This window comes from Acidaminococcus hominis, assembly GCF_900291475.1.
Lineage (GTDB): Bacteria > Bacillota > Negativicutes > Acidaminococcales > Acidaminococcaceae > Acidaminococcus > Acidaminococcus hominis.
The window spans coordinates 59,077-78,030 of the sequence record NZ_OLMM01000003.1; the positions used below are offsets into that span (position 1 = coordinate 59,077).

11 protein-coding genes and 1 pseudogene are annotated in these 18,954 nt (G+C 50.4%); 5 read left to right on the forward strand and 7 right to left on the reverse strand.

Going from position 1 to position 18,954, the window contains the following annotated elements; genetic code table 11:
• The first annotated feature begins 10 nt into the window (after nucleotides 1-10).
• Nucleotides 11-901 (forward strand): IS3 family transposase, encoded by an 891-nt coding sequence (locus tag C7E10_RS02505; RefSeq protein WP_255419934.1) that lies wholly within the window; start codon nucleotides 11-13, stop codon nucleotides 899-901.
• 234 nt (nucleotides 902-1,135) lie between these two features.
• On the opposite strand, the gene C7E10_RS02510 is transcribed toward C7E10_RS02505, so the two are convergent.
• The 3 genes from C7E10_RS02510 to C7E10_RS02520 all read right to left on the reverse strand — a co-directional run bounded on the left by C7E10_RS02510 (nucleotide 1,136) and on the right by C7E10_RS02520 (nucleotide 4,704).
• Complete coding sequence (locus C7E10_RS02510) at nucleotides 1,136-2,434, reverse strand: IS110 family RNA-guided transposase (protein WP_105325814.1); 1,299 nt, start codon at nucleotides 2,432-2,434, stop codon at nucleotides 1,136-1,138.
• Nucleotides 2,435-3,121: 687 nt separating this feature from the next.
• The gene (locus tag C7E10_RS02515) at nucleotides 3,122-3,901 is read right to left on the reverse strand and encodes a basic amino acid ABC transporter substrate-binding protein (protein ID WP_105325815.1); all 780 of its coding nucleotides are present in this window, start codon (nucleotides 3,899-3,901) and stop codon (nucleotides 3,122-3,124) included.
• Nucleotides 3,902-3,915: 14 nt separating this feature from the next.
• Nucleotides 3,916-4,704 carry a basic amino acid ABC transporter substrate-binding protein gene (locus C7E10_RS02520; protein ID WP_105325816.1) on the reverse strand — a complete coding sequence of 263 codons (789 nt, stop codon included), beginning with the start codon at nucleotides 4,702-4,704 and terminating at the stop codon, nucleotides 3,916-3,918.
• 376 nt (nucleotides 4,705-5,080) lie between these two features.
• Between C7E10_RS02520 and C7E10_RS02525 the strand changes: the two genes are divergently transcribed.
• Nucleotides 5,081-5,716 carry an HD-GYP domain-containing protein gene (locus C7E10_RS02525; RefSeq protein ID WP_105325817.1) on the forward strand — a complete coding sequence of 212 codons (636 nt, stop codon included), beginning with the start codon at nucleotides 5,081-5,083 and terminating at the stop codon, nucleotides 5,714-5,716.
• Between the two features lie 4,073 nt (nucleotides 5,717-9,789).
• Here C7E10_RS02525 and C7E10_RS02530 read toward each other — a convergent pair.
• Together C7E10_RS02530 and recD2 are read right to left on the reverse strand one after the other, a co-directional pair.
• Nucleotides 9,790-10,470 (reverse strand): ComF family protein, encoded by a 681-nt coding sequence (locus tag C7E10_RS02530; RefSeq protein WP_105325818.1) that lies wholly within the window; start codon nucleotides 10,468-10,470, stop codon nucleotides 9,790-9,792.
• 16 nt (nucleotides 10,471-10,486) lie between these two features.
• Nucleotides 10,487-12,658, reverse strand: coding sequence for an SF1B family DNA helicase RecD2 (gene recD2, locus C7E10_RS02535; protein ID WP_105325819.1), 2,172 nt, complete (start codon nucleotides 12,656-12,658; stop codon nucleotides 10,487-10,489).
• A gap of 223 nt (nucleotides 12,659-12,881) precedes the next feature.
• Here recD2 and C7E10_RS02540 point away from each other — a divergent pair, with 223 nt between their 5' ends.
• Nucleotides 12,882-13,958, forward strand: coding sequence for an IS30 family transposase (locus C7E10_RS02540; RefSeq protein WP_105325820.1), 1,077 nt, complete (start codon nucleotides 12,882-12,884; stop codon nucleotides 13,956-13,958).
• Nucleotides 13,959-13,992: 34 nt separating this feature from the next.
• On the opposite strand, the pseudogene C7E10_RS02545 reads toward C7E10_RS02540, so the two are convergent.
• Nucleotides 13,993-14,340, reverse strand: a pseudogene (locus C7E10_RS02545) (IS110 family transposase); the annotation flags it as partial.
• 1,212 nt (nucleotides 14,341-15,552) lie between these two features.
• Between C7E10_RS02545 and C7E10_RS02550 the strand changes: the two are divergent.
• Entirely contained in the window at nucleotides 15,553-16,176 is a 624-nt protein-coding gene (locus C7E10_RS02550) for a helix-turn-helix domain-containing protein (RefSeq protein ID WP_476723631.1), read from the forward strand.
• Between the two features lie 23 nt (nucleotides 16,177-16,199).
• The gene (locus C7E10_RS02555) at nucleotides 16,200-17,090 is read left to right on the forward strand and encodes an IS3 family transposase (protein ID WP_255419934.1); all 891 of its coding nucleotides are present in this window, start codon (nucleotides 16,200-16,202) and stop codon (nucleotides 17,088-17,090) included.
• Between the two features lie 680 nt (nucleotides 17,091-17,770).
• Here the strand turns inward: C7E10_RS02555 and pta are convergent.
• The gene (gene pta / locus C7E10_RS02560; RefSeq protein WP_105325822.1) at nucleotides 17,771-18,781 is read right to left on the reverse strand and encodes a phosphate acetyltransferase; all 1,011 of its coding nucleotides are present in this window, start codon (nucleotides 18,779-18,781) and stop codon (nucleotides 17,771-17,773) included.
• Nucleotides 18,782-18,954 lie beyond the last annotated feature (173 nt).

The following is an 18,954-nucleotide window of genomic DNA, read 5'->3' on the forward strand; positions in this document are numbered from 1 at the left end:
TTATGAAGCCATTAAAGAACTGCACGCTGAAAAGAATTACCCTATTCTTGGCCTGTGCAAATTGGGAAAAGTGTCCCGGGCCGGCTACTACAAATGGCTTCATAGAGAGCCTTCAGCACGCGAAATTGACGACAAGGAAATTGCTAAAAGAATAGAAGAGATATACAAGGCTGACCCAGCTAAAGGGTACAGACGAATAGCTGATGACTTACGAGCCCCAAATAAGAAGATCTATCCTGACACGAAACCAATAGCAATTGGTGACGGTCGCGTTCTTCATCTTTGTCGAGTGATAAATATAAAGTCTACGATTAAATATGCCCCTAAGGGCTGCACCCAGCGTGCAATAGATCCTGCATACATTGCAGAAAATATCTTGAATAGGGAATTTAAAGCCGATGCCCCTAACCAGAAATGGTGTACTGACGTCTCAGAATTTCACTACTATGAGGGGGTAGTTGTGCATAAGGTATATCTGAGCGCGATTATTGACCTGTATGACAGACGAATTGTTTCCTATGTGATAAGCAACCGGAACGATAAAAATTTGGTATTCAATACCTTCAATAAGGCATTGTTGAAAAACCCTGGCGCGCATCCCCTGTTTCACTCTGACCGGGGATTCCAATACACCTGCAGGGATTTCCGCAAGATGATTCTAGATGCTGGTATGACGCAGAGTATGTCACGGATAGGAAAATGCATTGATAATGGCCCGATGGAAGGCTTCTGGGGCATGCTGAAAAGAGAACGGTACTATACTCGTGACTTCGACAGCCGTAAAGCTTTGGTAACGATGATTAATAACTACATGGAGTATTACAACAGTGGCCGTTTGCAGCGGAATTTGGGCCGTTTGACCCCTATGCAAAAACATAATAGCTACCAAATGGCGGCGTAGAGGTTTATATTATTAGGAACTGTCTACTTGACGGGGAGCACACCAAAATTGGAGAAGGTGGCGCCGCAAGGCGACGGATGAGGTTCACCCCAGTCTGCCCAGAGGGCGCCCATAGCTCTCGCCTTTAGCATTCTGGTAATATGTCAAGCATATTTTTTTTAAGATATTCTATGTATTAATCAAAAAAAGGGCGCACTTCACCTGCACCCGATGTTGCTTCAAAAAAAACGGGTGCTATTTGAAATCGTTATTCTGTTCGGCGTTCAACTTTCCGCCGGCGTACAGTTGGTTTTTGACCAGCAAACCAAAAACGAGTCGTACTAATTTACGAGATGCAAGCGCGAGTGCTCTTTTATGCTGATGCTTTGGCACTTCAGCATATTTCTTGGCGTAATACTCTGCGTATTCAGGGATGTATCTTCGGACACTGTTTGCAGCCTCTCCAATATAATTACGGAGATATGTGTTACCCGTTCTGAAAACGGGTGTTTCCTCGGCCACGAAGTCGCCTGAATCGCTCTTGCGCCAAGTAAGTCCAACGTATTTAGCTAGCGAATCAGCTGAGCGAAAAGCGGAAATATCACCAATCTCAGCGAGAATGCCAGCAGCCAAGACTGGTCCAATACCAGGAATGGACCGTAGAATCATGTAGGCGTTAGGATTAACGCCCTTGACCGTCTTTTCTATAGCATGATCAATTGCCTTAATTTCCTTCTTGTAAGACTCAATACAGTTGAACGAACTGGCCAGAGCGATTGTCAGGGGTTCAGCTGCACGCTTATCAAGACGATAGGAATCCTGGGCGGCCTTTTTTAGCAATTTAGAGGTTTCAGCTAAGTTTGTAATGCGATTCCGGCTTTTTTTTGCCAGAAATTGTAGGAGCTCTTCTTCGCTGGCATCCACAATATCCTGTACAGAAAAGAATTCTGTCAAAACGGCAGCTGAAGTGGTCCCAAAAATGTTACTAAAGGGCTGTGATTCCTGATCCAAAATCTCCAGTTCACTAAATTTAAGAAACAGATTGGAAATCATGTAGGTCTTTTCTCTTGTGATGCATTCAGCGAGGTGCAGTCGGTGCCGTGTCAGACGCTTGAGTGCAAGAAACTGACTGCCTCTCCAGGGAGAACTCTTGATTTTGCCAACCCGAGCTAAATCAGAAATGATATATGCGTCCGTTGAATCAGTTTTGGAAAGGCCAATAAAAGTTTTTCGGTAATTCGCTGTGATTTTTGGATTGAGACAATAAACATACGGATGAAAAGGCATGAGAATTTCGCTGGCTGACAGGAAATTGGCAATATGAATACTGTACATGGAGGTGGATTCTAATGCGAAAACGATAGTATTTAGATTTCGATGAGAAAGCATACATTTACAGATAGCATTCGCCAATTTTTCAGCGCCAGGCTGATTATTAGGGAAAGAATCAGAAAGAAGCTTATTCTGTTCAAAGTCCATGGCATAGACAACATTGGATTTTGAACTTACATCAATACCGACGTATAAAGTTGACAAAGTGTTGATCTTAATCATGATATCATCCTCCTTCCCAGATCAGATTTGTGAAGCCTGAGCAAAAGGTTTATCCCAGGCATCATGAAGTAACCGCAACCTCGCGCAATTAGCATTCATCCTGTCAGCCTTTTTGCTGGTGCTAAGGCAGGAGATGCAACTTCTGTGTTAGCGGAGTAATGCTTCATGAGCTGGGCCGCATGCTAAAGGGAGCAGACACAGACGAACTGGCTGCAAGGGGAGATAGCAGTGCCTCCGGACATCAGACTCTACTGATATCGTACCATGGGAAAACCTTTTGTTACAGAGCTTCAGATTGTATAGACGGGAAACCGGAAGAGGAAAATTCTCCGAATGGTTCTTACCGCTATACGCACAAAAAATATGTATGTGAGCTGTTTTTAATAACTCACATACATATCATACGAGGNACCTTTTGTTACAGAGCTTCAGATTGTATAGACGGGAAACCGGAAGAGGAAAATTCTCCGAATGGTTCTTACCGCTATACGCACAAAAAATATGTATGTGAGCTGTTTTTAATAACTCACATACATATCATACGAGGGGAGAGCTGGCAGCCACGCTAGTGGATGACTGAGAGTGGATACCCGGCAAACATCGCCTACAAAGTCCGCTGACCGCACCAACAAAAAAAGCTATGCAAAATGTCGCCATTTTGCATAGCCCCTTCCCTCTTCTCTCCCCTTACTTCGCTTCCCCAAACCACTTATCGTAAATCTTCTGATACTCCCCATTCTTCTTCAGCTCCGCCAGCGCCTTGTTCAGCTGGTCGCACAGCGCCGTATTCTTCTTGGCCACTGCAAACCCGTAGAAATCACCCTTCTTCGGCGTCCCCACACTCTTGGCGTAGGCAGAACCGCCCTTCTTCAGGAAGTACTGCAATACCGGCAGGTCACTGATGACCGCATCTGCCCCGCCGTTCTTCAGCTCCAGGCAGGCCAGGTCGCTGCTGTCAAAGGTCTTTACCTTGGCGCCCTCAATCTTGTTCGCCTCATCAGCCCCTACCGTACCGATCTGGGCCGCAATGGTCTTGCCCTTCAAGTCCTCCAGACTCTTGATGCTGTCGTTGTCCTTGCCCACAATCGCCATCAGCCCAGATTCATAGTAGGAATCCGTGAAATTCACCTTTTGCTTCCGGGCATCCGTAATGCTGATGCCGCCAACCGCAATATCAATGTTGCCATTTTCCAGCGCCGGAATCAGCCCATCAAAAGGCAGACTCTTGAACTCCACTTTCTGGTAGCCCGCCTGCTTTACCATGGCAGAAATCAAATCAATATCAAACCCAGCCATCTTGTCCTTGTCCATAAACTCAAACGGAGCAAAGGACGGGTTGGTAGCCACAATCAGCGTCTTGTTCTTATCAGGCTGCGCCGGAGCCGCAGCCTTTTGGTCACTGCCACAGCCAGCCGTCAGCATTACGGCCGCAGCCAACATGCAAAGTACAGAAGTCCATTTTTTCATATCCATTCTCTCCCTTATTTCTTGTCAGCGAACCACTTGTCGTACAGCTTCTGGTACTCGCCGTTTTGTTTCATTTCACCCAGAGCCTTGTTCAGCTTGTCGCACAGCTCCTTGTTCTTCTTCGCAGTAGCAATCCCGTAAAAGTCGCCCTTTTGGGGAGTCGAAGCAATCTTGGCATATTCAGCTCCGCCCTGCTTCAGGAAATACTGCAATACCGGCAGGTCGCTGATGACCGCATCCGCCCCGCCATTTTTCATTTCCAGGCAGGCCGTATCGGAAGTATCGAAGGTCTTGACCGTAGCCCCTTCAATCTTCCCAGCCTGTTCAGCCCCGGTGGTGCCCAACTGCACCGCAATGGTCTTGCCCTTCAAATCATCAAAGGACTTCACCGTGTTATTATCCTTGGGAACCAGAATGGAGAGCCCGGATTCATAGTACGGATCCGTAAAGTTCACCTTCTCCTTGCGCGCGTCCGTAATGGACATCCCAGCAATGGCCACATCAATGTTGCCCGAATCCAAAGAAGGAATCAGCGCATCAAAGCCCATCCCCTTCACCGTCACCGTCTCAAACCCGGCCTTCTTGCCCATAGCTCGGATCAATTCCATATCAAACCCCGTAAGACTCCCGTCCTTCTTGTCCGGGAACTCAAACGGCGCAAACGACGGCTCCGTGCCCACAATCAATTCCTTCTTGTCCGCCGGCTTGCTGCTGGACTTGGTATCACTGCCGCACCCGGCAGCCATCCCCAGAAGCAGTACCAACATACCAACCACACCTGCTGTTTTCACCCACTTTTTCATGACGCACACACCCCTCATTTTCCTTTTTTCTCTGTTTTGGGTAAAAGAAAACAACTCAGCTGACCTGGTCTTCGCCCCCACACTCGCCTGCTGGAAGTCTCGCTCCTAAGCCTTCGGGCTCCCCACTACTGCTTCTCTCGCTTTTTGCGGCAGGACTTACTTCTAAGCTGCACCGTGCTCACAGGGAATTCCCCTGCTTACGTGGATCGTTTCGCCTGCAACTGGCATCGAATTTCAACCACAGACCTGAGTTGTTGTTCCCTATTATAAAAGCGTACCCCAATTTTTACAATGTAAAAATTTCCCACAAGGGGATTTTTTTATAGTATACTTATACATACGGTATAGTGAAACTCTGTAGAAAAGGTCGATAGCCATGCTAACAATTCCACAATTTTTGGAATTTCCCACCAGCCAGGACTCCAAAGAATTGGTCCAATTTTTCCTGAAGCTGTTGGAAATGAAAAACAAGGACTTGTTCCTTCACAGCCAGCAAGTTGCCAATTACGCCGTCAGCACGGCCGTAAATATGGGCTTGCCGCTTACCGAAGTAGCCTGTATCAAAACCGCAGCCCTGCTGCATGATATCGGCCAGCTGGCCATCAGCAACATCATCCTCAATAAATACCCCTATTTCAACGTGCGGGAGCGGGCCGCCTACAAGCGCCACTGCCAGGAAGGCTGCAACATGCTGGAGAACATCCCAGCCTTCAGCCATGTCATGAAAATCATCCTCCACCACCACGAAAACTGGGACGGCAGCGGCTATCCCAAACGCCTGAAAGGCGTAAATATCCCCATCGGCTCCAGGATCATCGCCGTGTGTAACTACTACGACCGGAAATGCAACCCCTGCACCAGAAACTGGCAAATTTCCGCCAACCATTCCCCCCAGGACTTGCGCGACCTGGCCGGCATCATGTTTGACCCCGACGTAGTCCAGGCCTTCTTCTCCGCCGTAGTCCAAAACGAAAAACACCTGATGAACCCCCAGGACCTGCCTAATAAATAGCCAGCCGCCCCTGCCAGAAAAATACTAACCATAGACGCCTTGAGAACCCCAATCGGTTCCCAGGGCCTTTTTATTACCCAAACCATGCCCTTTCCCACACCCAGTAGGCCCCACAAGCCAACGCATAAGCCAAAACCCCTTGCGTCCCCGCCGGTTCCCAGGGCCTTTTTTATTACCCAAACCATGCCCTTTCCCACACCCAGCAGGCCTCACAAACCAACGTATAAGCCAAGACCCCTTGCGTCCCCGCCGGTTCCCAGGGCCTTTTTATTACCCAAACCATGCCCTTTCCCACACCCAGCAGGCCTCACAAACCAACGTATAAGCCAAGACCCCTTGCGTCCCCACCGGTTCCCAGGGCTTTTTTATTACCCAAACATCCATACCCCTCGTCCCATTCCCACCTTTCCTCCCCATCTGCATATCCATACACCAATTCCCCCTATCCACTGATAAAAATACATTTTCAGACAGTTTTATGAATTTTTACCGCATACCCATACACTTCACTATACTATTTTTGCATACTCATGCAAAATTCTCCAACTTTTCTTTTTCCACACAACTTGTAATAAAATTGACATATTGTACAATTTCATCCATAAAGAGAATCAAAAGCACCCCATTTTCCCGAAGAAAAAATAACTATCCTCAGAAACCCATTTCCCATTTTTCCCCGAGCATTACCCGCTGCCTCCGCATCTAACCCATTTCCTCCCTCTTTTTAAGCAGCCCCCTGCAAACTCCCGACCCAAAACAAACCATCGTACCCTTGCAGAAACGTTTCCCCTTTCCCCTTCTTAAAATTTTAGAAAAAAAATTCCCCGTCAAACTTTTTTATATACAGCAGCATGGAAATTTATGTAATATCTTTACATATTCATACACTGGCATTAGAGAACCCCTCAGGAAACCCTTTAAGCCCCAACACATTGGTGAAAACTCTCCGCACTAGGCCCCGTCAAGCACACGACCCTTAGTAGTCTAAGAATAGCCCCTAAGTGGATTATCCAAGCTTTACGTTTTTTATCCAGGTATTAGCGGCCGCAGGCCGCAAGTGCCTTCCACTTACCTGTTCGCTATGCGAACAGGAGAAGGGGAAGGAAGCAATGCCGCAGGCATTGCAGGTTGGGGTTCCCAACCAAGCATTTTAGCGGCCCCCGGCCGCCTGCCTTCTCCGCACAACAGCAATCCAAAGCGGGGAAGGTCGGCAATTATTTCCTTAATTGCCTTCATCAAGCGTGAGGAAGGTGGCCCGCCTCTTTCCATCACCCGAAGGATGGTAGAAAGGGGCGGGACGGAAAGAGTTTTCAGTTCAGCAATGCCGGGTTGGGGCAACTACCTAAATTTCCGCACTAGCCCCATTTAGCACACGACCAGCAGTGGCCTAAGACCGGCCCCTGCAAGCGTTGCGCTCATATCCAATAGTCCATCAGCTTTTTAAAGGACTATTGGTTAATATGAGCCATGTGATAGCATTCCAAGAAGCGAGCTCGGAGAGCGAAGCTGATTGGCATAATGCGAACCACTCAGGGGCTGTCATCCAATAGGATGACTGAGGAAGTTTATAATTCGACCCACACCAACACTCTGCTGACCGCACCAATCCTTAAAGGCTCCTCAATTTATGCGGCCGCATCCAAACATCCGCAAAGTCTCCAGCGGATGTTTGGTCAATAAGGCCCATGCGATAGCCGTCCGTGAGCCGAACCCGCAGGGTGAAGGGGAACGGAATACGGCGAACCGCTGAGAGGATACCCCGCACCATCGCCTGCAAAGTTCGCTGACCGCACCAATATCCCAGTCGCCCGGAGGGATCATCCAGGTATTAGCGGCCGCAGGCCGCAAGTGCCTTCCACTTACCTGTTCGCTATGCGAACAGGAGAAGGGGAAGGAAGCAATGCCGCAGGCATTGCAGGTTGGGGTTCCCAACCAAGCATTTTAGCGGCCCCCGGCCGCCTGCCTTCTCCGCACAACAGCAATCCAAAGCGGGGAAGGTCGGCAATTATTTCCTTAATTGCCTTCATCAAGCGTGAGGAAGGTGGCCCGCCTCTTTCCATCACCCGAAGGATGGTAGAAAGGGGCGGGACGGAAAGAGTTTTCAGTTCAGCAATGCCGGGTTGGGGCAACTACCTAAATTTCCGCACTAGCCCCATTTAGCACACGACCAGCAGTGGCCTAAGACCGGCCCCTGCAAGCGTTGCGCTCATATCCAATAGTCCATCAGCTTTTTAAAGGACTATTGGTTAATATGAGCCATGTGATAGCATTCCAAGAAGCGAGCTCGGAGAGCGAAGCTGATTGGCATAATGCGAACCACTCAGGGGCTGTCATCCAATAGGATGACTGAGGAAGTTTATAATTCGACCCACACCAACACTCTGCTGACCGCACCAATCCTTAAAGGCTCCTCAATTTATGCGGCCGCATCCAAACATCCGCAAAGTCTCCAGCGGATGTTTGGTCAATAAGGCCCATGCGATAGCCGTCCGTGAGCCGAACCCGCAGGGTGAAGGGGAACGGAATACGGCGAACCGCTGAGAGGATACCCCGCACCATCGCCTGCAAAGTTCGCTGACCGCACCAATATCCCAGTCGCCCGGAGGGATCATCCAGGTATTAGCGGCCGCAGGCCGCAAGTGCCTTCCACTTACCTGTTCGCTATGCGAACAGGAGAAGGGGAAGGAAGCAATGCCGCAGGCATTGCAGGTTGGGGTTCCCAACCAAGCATTTTAGCGGCCCCCGGCCGCCTGCCTTCTCCGCACAACAGCAATCCAAAGCGGGGAAGGTCGGCAATTATTTCCTTAATTGCCTTCATCAAGCGTGAGGAAGGTGGCCCGCCTCTTTCCATCACCCGAAGGATGGTAGAAAGGGGCGGGACGGAAAGAGTTTTCAGTTCAGCAATGCCGGGTTGGGGCAACTACCTAAATTTCCGCACTAGCCCCATTTAGCACACGACCAGCAGTGGCCTAAGACCGGCCCCTGCAAGCGTTGCGCTCATATCCAATAGTCCATCAGCTTTTTAAAGGACTATTGGTTAATATGAGCCATGTGATAGCATTCCAAGAAGCGAGCTCGGAGAGCGAAGCTGATTGGCATAATGCGAACCACTCAGGGGCTGTCATCCAATAGGATGACTGAGGAAGTTTATAATTCGACCCACACCAACACTCTGCTGACCGCACCAATCCTTAAAGGCTCCTCAATTTATGCGGCCGCATCCAAACATCCGCAAAGTCTCCAGCGGATGTTTGGTCAATAAGGCCCATGCGATAGCCGTCCGTGAGCCGAACCCGCAGGGTGAAGGGGAACGGAATACGGCGAACCGCTGAGAGGATACCCCGCACCATCGCCTGCAAAGTTCGCTGACCGCACCAATATCCCAGTCGCCCGGAGGGATCATCCAGGTATTAGCGGCCGCAGGCCGCAAGTGCCTTCCACTTACCTGTTCGCTATGCGAACAGGAGAAGGGGAAGGAAGCAATGCCGCAGGCATTGCAGGTTGGGGTTCCCAACCAAGTCGCCCGGAGGGCCACTACCTACATTCCCGCACTATCCCCATTCAGCACACGACCAGCAGCGGCCTAGACCGCCTTCTGCAAACGTTGCGGTCGCGTCCAAACAGCGCTACAGGTATTCCAAAAGCTGTTTGGTATACGCGAGCCATGCGACAGCCGTCCAGGAATCAAACCCGTAGGGTGCTGATGACTGGAATACGGCGAACCGCTGAGAAGGTGTCGCCGCAAGGCGACGATAGAAGTTTCCCCCCATCTGCCCAGCGGGCGCCCATAGTTCCAACCACTAGAAGATCTGTCACCGCAGGCTGACTGAGGGAGTCGTATCCATTTCTCAAGGCCCCCGGCCGTAGAGAAATGGAATATACGACCCCTGCGATAGCTGCCCAGGAATTGAGCCTGCAAGGCGAAAATGACTGGCTAGCAGCGAACCGCTGAGTGGATACCCCGAACCACATCACTTCAGGTCCGCTGACCGCACCAACCAAAAACAGCATTCTGTATCGCTTTTTACTCAAAAGCGATACAGAATGCTGTTTTTCTCATACACTTCTACACTCTACTTCCCCATCCCACTGGCCAGCGCCACCGCATACACCCGCTCCGCCCCAGCTGCCTTCAGCACCCGGGCCGCTTCTTCCACCGTGGTCCCGCTGGTCACAATATCGTCCGCCAGCACCACTACCGGCGGCACGCTGCACCCCGGCACCAGCCCCAGCGAGCCCCGGATATTCTCCTTCCGGGCCTCCACCGACAGTGCGTACTGGGGCAGCGTAGGCCGCATGCGCCGCAGCACCGGCAGCCACACAAACCCCCGCTGACCACACCAGCCCCGGAAAATCTCCTCCGGGATGTCGTACCCCCGCTCCTTCCGCCGCCCTTCGTCCGTGGGAATGGGCACCACCGCCACCGCCCGGGCCAGTTCCGGCCCCCAGTTCAGCAGCGCCTCCTGCTCCATCCCCCGGGCCCACTCATAGGCCAGCGGCGCCAGCACTTCCCGGCGGCGCCCAAACTTGGCCTGGTGCAGCCCTTCCCGGATGCCCCCTTCATAATGAAAGAGAAAAAACAACCCGTCCAGGTGCCTGCACCCCACACTTTCCGGCACCACCGTCCTGGGCTCCAGGAGCCCCGCCCGGCACGCCGGACACAGCAGCCCTTCCTCCTGGACCTGGGTCCCGCAGCCCGGACAGCTCCGGGGGTAAAAAATATCCAGCAGCAGCCGTTTCAGTTCCTGCCACATACCTTACCTCCAGCCCTTATTCCTTGTCCCGGTCCCCCTGCTGCAGCCGCTCTGCCAGGAGGGAGTACCGCTTCCGGGTCTTGTCGTTTTCCACCGCCGTCCGCATGGCCTTCCGGCTTCCCGCCAGATGCACCTGCTGCCGGGCCCGGGTAATGGCCGTATAGAATAAATTCCGCTGTAACATAATGTAGTGACTGTTCACCAGCGGCATGATTACCACCGCGTACTCACTGCCCTGGGACTTGTGCACACTCATAGCGTAGGACAGCCGCAGCTCCTCCGCTTCCGCCCCCTCGTAGCTCACCAGATCCCCTTCCGGCCGGTCCGGGAACGACACCGTCACCGTCCGCCCCAGGATCCGCACCACCTGGCCAATATCCCCGTTAAATACATTCTTTTCGTAGTTGTTCCGCAGCTGCATCACCTTGTCCTTCTCCCGCAGCTCCACGAACCCCATTTTCAGCTCCGCCTTCTGAGGAGACGGCGGATTCACCCGCTGCTGGATCAGCCGGTTCAGATTCTCCACCCCGCACAGATTCTTGTGCATAGGGCTCAGCACCTGCACCCCCTGGAGCGGATTGTGGGCATACAGCTTGGCATACAAATCCACCACATACTCCATGGTCTGCTCCTCCGTGGGAAATTCCGCAAAAGTAAAATCCTTCTCCCCTTCCCACACCGGCATCATTCCCTGGTTGATTCTGTGGGCATTGCGCACAATGGGACTCAGCTCCGCCTGCCGGAACACATTCTCCAGCCGCACAATAGGCATGGTCCCGCTGCGGATAATATCCGACAGCACCGACCCCGGCCCCACACTGGGCAGCTGGTCCACGTCCCCCACCAGAATCAGCCGGCAGCCCAGGGGCAAAGCCTTCAATAGATTGTACATCAGCACAATATCCATCATGGACGCCTCGTCCACAATCACCGCATCGGCCTCCAGCGGATTGTCCTCGTTCCGGCCCCAGAAAGAATCTTCCCCATTGGGCGTATATTCCAGCATCCGGTGCACCGTCAGCGCCGGCTGCCCCGCCGATTCCGTCAGCCGCTTGGCCGCCCGGCCCGTAGGCGCCGCCAAAAGAATCTTGCACCCCGCCTGCTGCATCACCGACAGGATACCCTTGATAACCGTCGTCTTACCAGTACCAGGACCACCGGTCAGCACAAACACCCCGTGCTCCACACTGGTCTTCACCGCTTCCGCCTGTTCCGGCGCCAGCTGGATATCCTCCGCCTTTTCCCATTCCTGGATAATCTTCTGGTAATCCACCTTCCACAATGAGTTCACATTGTCCCGCAGCGCCAGCAGCCGGTGGGCCACCCCACGCTCCGCCCGGTACAGATATTCCGGATACACACAGATATGGTCCCCGGCGTCCTCCGTCCGCAGCAGCCCCTGCTCCAGCAACTTGTCAAACACCTGCTTCACTTCCAGCGCCGGCACCTGCAGCACCTGGCTGGCCATCTTCACCAGCCACTCGTCCGGCACACAGGTATGCCCCTGGTTGGCCCCCTGGAGCAGCGTATAGTACAGCCCCGCCTTCAGCCGCTCCTCGCTGAGCTCATCAAAGCCCATGTTCTGGGCCAGCCGGTCCGCCGTCCGAAACCCGATGCCTTCCGCATCTTCCGCCAGACAGTACGGATTGTTGCTGATCCGGGTAATGGCCGTATTGCCGTACAGCGCCTGGATTTTTCCCGCAAAATTGGCACTGATTCCGTGACTTTCCAGGAAAAATACCAGCTCCCGGCTGTCCCGCAGCTCCCCGTAGGACGCCACAATCCCTTCCGCCTTCTTCTTGCCGATGCCCGGCACTTCCCGCAGCCGCTCCGGTTCCTTGTCCAGCACCTCCATGGTCTTGTCCCCAAAGTGCTCCACAATCCGCTTGGCCATCACCGGCCCCACACCCGTGAGAACCCCGCTGCCCAGCATCTTGATCATGGCCTGGGTCCCCGTAGGCGTCAGCGCCTTCCAGCTGGCCGCCTGGAACTGCCGGCCAAACCGCGGATGCTCCGTCCATTGTCCCGTCAGCTCCACCTGCTCACCTGCAAACGGCGGCTGCCCCTTGTACACAATGGTAATGGTCCCCACTTCCCGGTTTTCACCCCGAAAAACAGCAAAGCCGCCGTCTCCCGATTGGAACACAATATTCTTGATAGTTACTTGTAAGATTGCTGCTTCTGCCATTTCACACCTCTGCTGAACAAATATCCCTTTTATTATAACATAAGTTCTTGTTTCTTTTGACAGGCATAACCGGATTACGATATAATATAAGCACTGCGTATAATGTATAAAATTGGGTCAGTTGTAAAATGAACTTGAACAGTTAATCAAAAAATAAAAATCCATAGTGAAGCCTCATGCTAAAATGGTTTTGCGAGAAATCATCAACAAAGGAGCAATCACGATGGATCACATCCATTCTAACACAATGGAGGACGTACGTATCCCCGGCCGCCATCTTTCTTTGGAAGAACGTGGTATGATTCAAGCTCTGCATCGTCAAGGGCTTTCCCTTCGCAACATTGCTGCTGCAGTAGGATGTGCTCATACGACTGTTTTCTATGAGCTTCGGCGTGGAACGCCGGAACGAAAAAGCAAGCACGGTCGTGCCCCACAGTATATGGCAAAGCGCGGTCAGAAGGCATACGCAAAGAATCGCAAGAACTCCAGGAAGACTTGCAAAATCGATCATGACGACTGCGAATCGTTCATCCAATGGATGGTAGAACAAGTCCGCCAGGAACGTTGGTCACTGGATGCCTGCGTTGGCTATGCTAGGCGGAACAAGCTATTTACGCCGGAACAGATTCCCTGTACCAAGACGCTTTACAACATGCTTTGGGCTAATAAGCTTCCGCTGTCGCTCTTCGAAGTCCCGCGAGCCTTAAAGCATAAACACCGTCGGAAATGGGTACGTAAGAACAAGCGTATGAAGGGTCGCTCCATTGAGGAACGTCCTGCCGTCGTCAATGAAGGTACCGAAATTGGCCACTGGAAATTGGACACGGTCGTTGGTCAGCGTGCAGGCCGTGAGGCAGTAGTCTTCACTGCTGTTGAAAAGGTTACGCGCAACTGCATCGCCATCCGCATTCCTGGACGTACCTGTGCCGGCGTTGAATCCGCTCTTGCACAGTTGCAGGAGCTATATGGCGCAGAGCGCTTCAGCCAGATTTTTAAGACGATGACGGCCGATAACGGTCCTGAGTTTGAGAACTTGTCACAGTTCGAGAGTCTCGGCACCAAGATGTACTTTACACATTCGTACAGCTCGTGGGAACGGGCTCAAAACGAACGCCACAATGGCTTGCTGAGGGATTTCATCCCAAAGGGCATGTCCGTAGAGCGGTTCTCTGATGAGGATATCCTGAACATGGCAGATACGCTGAACCAGCGCCCACGTCGTGTTTTGGGCTACCATACGCCGTCAGAGCTATTTGATGCATTCCTCGATGAAGTTTATGCTATTGAGTGTGTTTCTTGATTATAGTTGTTCAAATTCAACTTGCAATTTACCNTTTGGAAAGGCCAATAAAAGTTTTTCGGTAATTCGCTGTGATTTTTGGATTGAGACAATAAACATACGGATGAAAAGGCATGAGAATTTCGCTGGCTGACAGGAAATTGGCAATATGAATACTGTACATGGAGGTGGATTCTAATGCGAAAACGATAGTATTTAGATTTCGATGAGAAAGCATACATTTACAGATAGCATTCGCCAATTTTTCAGCGCCAGGCTGATTATTAGGGAAAGAATCAGAAAGAAGCTTATTCTGTTCAAAGTCCATGGCATAGACAACATTGGATTTTGAACTTACATCAATACCGACGTATAAAGTTGACAAAGTGTTGATCTTAATCATGATATCATCCTCCTTCCCAGATCAGATTTGTGAAGCCTGAGCAAAAGGTTTATCCCAGGCATCATGAAGTAACCGCAACCTCGCGCAATTAGCATTCATCCTGTCAGCCTTTTTGCTGGTGCTAAGGCAGGAGATGCAACTTCTGTGTTAGCGGAGTAATGCTTCATGAGCTGGGCCGCATGCTAAAGGGAGCAGACACAGACGAACTGGCTGCAAGGGGAGATAGCAGTGCCTCCGGACATCAGACTCTACTGATATCGTACCATGGGAAAACCTTTTGTTACAGAGCTTCAGATTGTATAGACGGGAAACCGGAAGAGGAAAATTCTCCGAATGGTTCTTACCGCTATACGCACAAAAAATATGTATGTGAGCTGTTTTTAATAACTCACATACATATCATACGAGGGNCCTTTTGTTACAGAGCTTCAGATTGTATAGACGGGAAACCGGAAGAGGAAAATTCTCCGAATGGTTCTTACCGCTATACGCACAAAAAATATGTATGTGAGCTGTTTTTAATAACTCACATACATATCATACGAGGGGAGAGCTGGCATCCACGCTAGTGGATGACTGAGAGTGGATACCCGGAAAACATTGCCTGCAAAGTTCGCAGACCGCACCAACTCTTAAGGGCTCCTCACTTTAGGGGGGAGCTGTCAGCCACGCAGTGGCTGACTGAGCGAGGATACCCCGCACCAGCACCAGGAAGTCCGCGGACCGCACCAACACTACATCCACCCGGTTTTTAGCGGCCTCCGGCCGCCTGCCTTCCCCGCACCTGTTCGCTGCTTAGCGCGAACAGGAGAAGGGGAAGGTCGGCATTGCCTACAGCAATGCCGGGTTGGGGCCACTACCAAACTTTCCCCACTAACCCCCATTTAGCACACGACCAGTAATGGCCTAGTAAGCCTTCTGCAAACGTGGTATGCTATGAATAAAGTAGACTGGCATATAGTTAAACCTCCTGGATTCGTTGAAAGGAGAGTATGTAAAATGTCTATATCGAAAGTCAGTGCAGAGGATAAATTAAAGGCTGTCAAAGCTGTTCTTGCTCATGANTGGTATGCTATGAATAAAGTAGACTGGCATATAGTTAAACCTCCTGGATTCGTTGAAAGGAGAGTATGTAAAATGTCTATATCGAAAGTCAGTGCAGAGGATAAATTAAAGGCTGTCAAAGCTGTTCTTGCTCATGAAGAATCACCAATGGTTTCTGCAAAAAGGTTAGGGGTTCACTGGAAAGCAGTACAGTATTGGGTAGATGAATATATAGGAAATGGTCCTGAGGTATTTAACAAAAGACAGGTTAAAAGTTATTCTGCTGATCTTAAGATCCAATGCGTAGAGGAATATCTTAAGGGCGAAACGACTATGTCCCAGCTGGTACAAAAATACGGATTAAAAAGTTCTCGTCAAATCAGAGACTGGTTAAAGAAGTATAATAGTCATGAGGAACTAAAAAGTTCGGGTACTGGAGGTGCCAAGATCATGACTAAAGCTAGACAAACGACCTTTGACGAGCGCGTTGAAATCGTAAAATACTGCATTGAAAACGGGAATGCTTACCATGAAACCGCTGAAAAGTTTAAGGTTTCCTACCAGCAAGTCAGAAATTACGTCTTAAAATATAATAAGTACAATACCGAAGGACTCATAGATGGGCGCGGACACAGGAAGCCAGTAGAAGTCCCTGAAGAAGCCCCTACAGAATATGAGTGTATGAAAGCTGAACTCAAACTGGCTAATGCAAAACTCAAAGCCAAGGATATGGAGATTGATTTCCTAAAAAAACTCGATATTGTGGAAAGGAGGCGGGATTCACACAAATAAGATATGGAGCCATTTATGAAGCCATTAAAGAACTGCACGCTGAAAAGAATTACCCTATTCTTGGCCTGTGCAAATTGGGAAAAGTGTCCCGGGCCGGCTACTACAAATGGCTTCATAGAGAGCCTTCAGCACGCGAAATTGACGACAAGGAAATTGCTAAAAGAATAGAAGAGATATACAAGGCTGACCCAGCTAAAGGGTACAGACGAATAGCTGATGACTTACGAGCCCCAAATAAGAAGATCTATCCTGACACGAAACCAATAGCAATTGGTGACGGTCGCGTTCTTCATCTTTGTCGAGTGATAAATATAAAGTCTACGATTAAATATGCCCCTAAGGGCTGCACCCAGCGTGCAATAGATCCTGCATACATTGCAGAAAATATCTTGAATAGGGAATTTAAAGCCGATGCCCCTAACCAGAAATGGTGTACTGACGTCTCAGAATTTCACTACTATGAGGGGGTAGTTGTGCATAAGGTATATCTGAGCGCGATTATTGACCTGTATGACAGACGAATTGTTTCCTATGTGATAAGCAACCGGAACGATAAAAATTTGGTATTCAATACCTTCAATAAGGCATTGTTGAAAAACCCTGGCGCGCATCCCCTGTTTCACTCTGACCGGGGATTCCAATACACCTGCAGGGATTTCCGCAAGATGATTCTAGATGCTGGTATGACGCAGAGTATGTCACGGATAGGAAAATGCATTGATAATGGCCCGATGGAAGGCTTCTGGGGCATGCTGAAAAGAGAACGGTACTATACTCGTGACTTCGACAGCCGTAAAGCTTTGGTAACGATGATTAATAACTACATGGAGTATTACAACAGTGGCCGTTTGCAGCGGAATTTGGGCCGTTTGACCCCTATGCAAAAACATAATAGCTACCAAATGGCGGCGTAGAGGTTTATATTATTAGGAACTGTCTACTTGACGGGGAGCACACCAACGTGGAGAAGGTGGCGCCGCAAGGCGACGGATGAGGTTTCATACCAGCATTTTAGCGGCCGCAGGCCGCAAGTGCCTTCCACTTACCTGTTCGCTGCGTTGCGAACAGGAGAAGGGGAAGGGTGGCATTGCCAATGGCAATGCCGGGATGGGGTTACCAACCAAGCCGCCCCGCTGATCTCCCCCCACCCCCTCAAAAAAAATGGGGGTTTGAAATAATAAAACTTCTATCGTCGCCTGCGGCGACACTTCCTACACGCTTGCAGGAAGCGCTCATAGCAATTACTGGTCAACTTCACATCAGCAACTATGTTTTAGATTTTACTTGACCAGTGGTGGCCTTGAAGCCTACCACAAGCGTGTGGTAGGTGTCAGCCATTACCTTCCACGTTTACGGGGAAGGGGAATCACCCGTAGGGTGGTGGAAAGGGGGCTGACGGAGGAAGTTTAAAACCGTTTTTTAGCGGCCCCCCGGCCGCCTGCCTTCCACTTACCTGTTCGCTGCTTGGCGCGAACAGGAGAAGGGGAAGGTCGGCATTGCCTACAGCAATGCCGGGATGGGGTTCAAGACCCCACCCACAAAAAAATGCTGTGCCCAACGGGCACAGCATTTTCGCATTACTTGTAATACCTTCTTACTTACCTTCTGCAGCAATAGCATCGCTGGCAGCAACAGCAACAACATCAACGATGTCGTCAGCAGAGCAGCCGCGGCTCAGGTCCAGAATGGGTTTTGCCAGACCTTGTACCAGAGGGCCAAGGCAGGTAGCACCGCTGAAGCGTTCTACCAGTTTGTAGCCAATGTTGGCAGCGCACAGGTTCGGGAATACCAGAACGTTGGCATGGCCAGCAACGGTGGAACCAGGAGCCTTTCTTTCGCCAACTTCAGGAACCAAAGCAGCATCAGCTTGCAGTTCGCCATCGAAAGCAAAGTCAACATTTCTGGACTTCAGGATTTCAACAGCTTCTTTTACTTTATCAACTTCGTCGCCAGTGCCGGAACCCTTGGTGGAGTAGCACAGCATAGCAACTTTCGGTTCAGCAATTTGCAGGGTGTTGCGAGCACGTTCAGCGCAGCTTACAGCAATATCAGCCAGTTGTTCAGCAGTCGGTTCAATGATAACGCCGCAGTCACCGAATACCAGACGGCCATTGTCGCCCAGGTTGGTGTTGCTCAGCACAATGAAACCACCGCAAACAGTCTTGTTGCCGGGTTTTACGCCTACAACCTGCAAACCAGCTTTGATTACATCAGCAGAAGTTCTGGTAGAACCGGAAACGCAGCCATCAGCTTCGCCCAGAGCAACCAGACCAGCAGCAAAGAACGTAGTATCGCTCAGCATGATTTCACGAGCTTTTTCTACAGTCATGCCCTTTTTCTTTCTGCGTTCTGCGAAGTAGGCACACAGTTCATCCATACGTTCGTAGGTAGCAGGGTTGATGACTTTGCAGGCATCCAGGTTGATGTGCAGTCTTTCTGCATCCTTTTTAAGTTGTTCAGGATCCCCTACCAGCACGATCTTAGCAAAACCTTCAGCCGTAACAGTAGCAGCAGCCTTCAGAGCTCTGTCACTATTGTTTTCAGGCAGCACAATGGTCTTTTGTGCGGCTTTGACACGAGCCTTCAGTTCATCTGTAAATTTCATTAGTAATCACTCCTACTCAAAATTTAAAAGGAACAGAGTTGACTCCCCTTTTTCACGATTCCTATTATATCACGTTTCTTTCGGGAACGCAGGAGAACTTTCTTCTTTTTTGAACAAAAAATATTCTGAAAATAATCGCAGGAAGCCGAAATAAACCGCTTGACACAGAACGT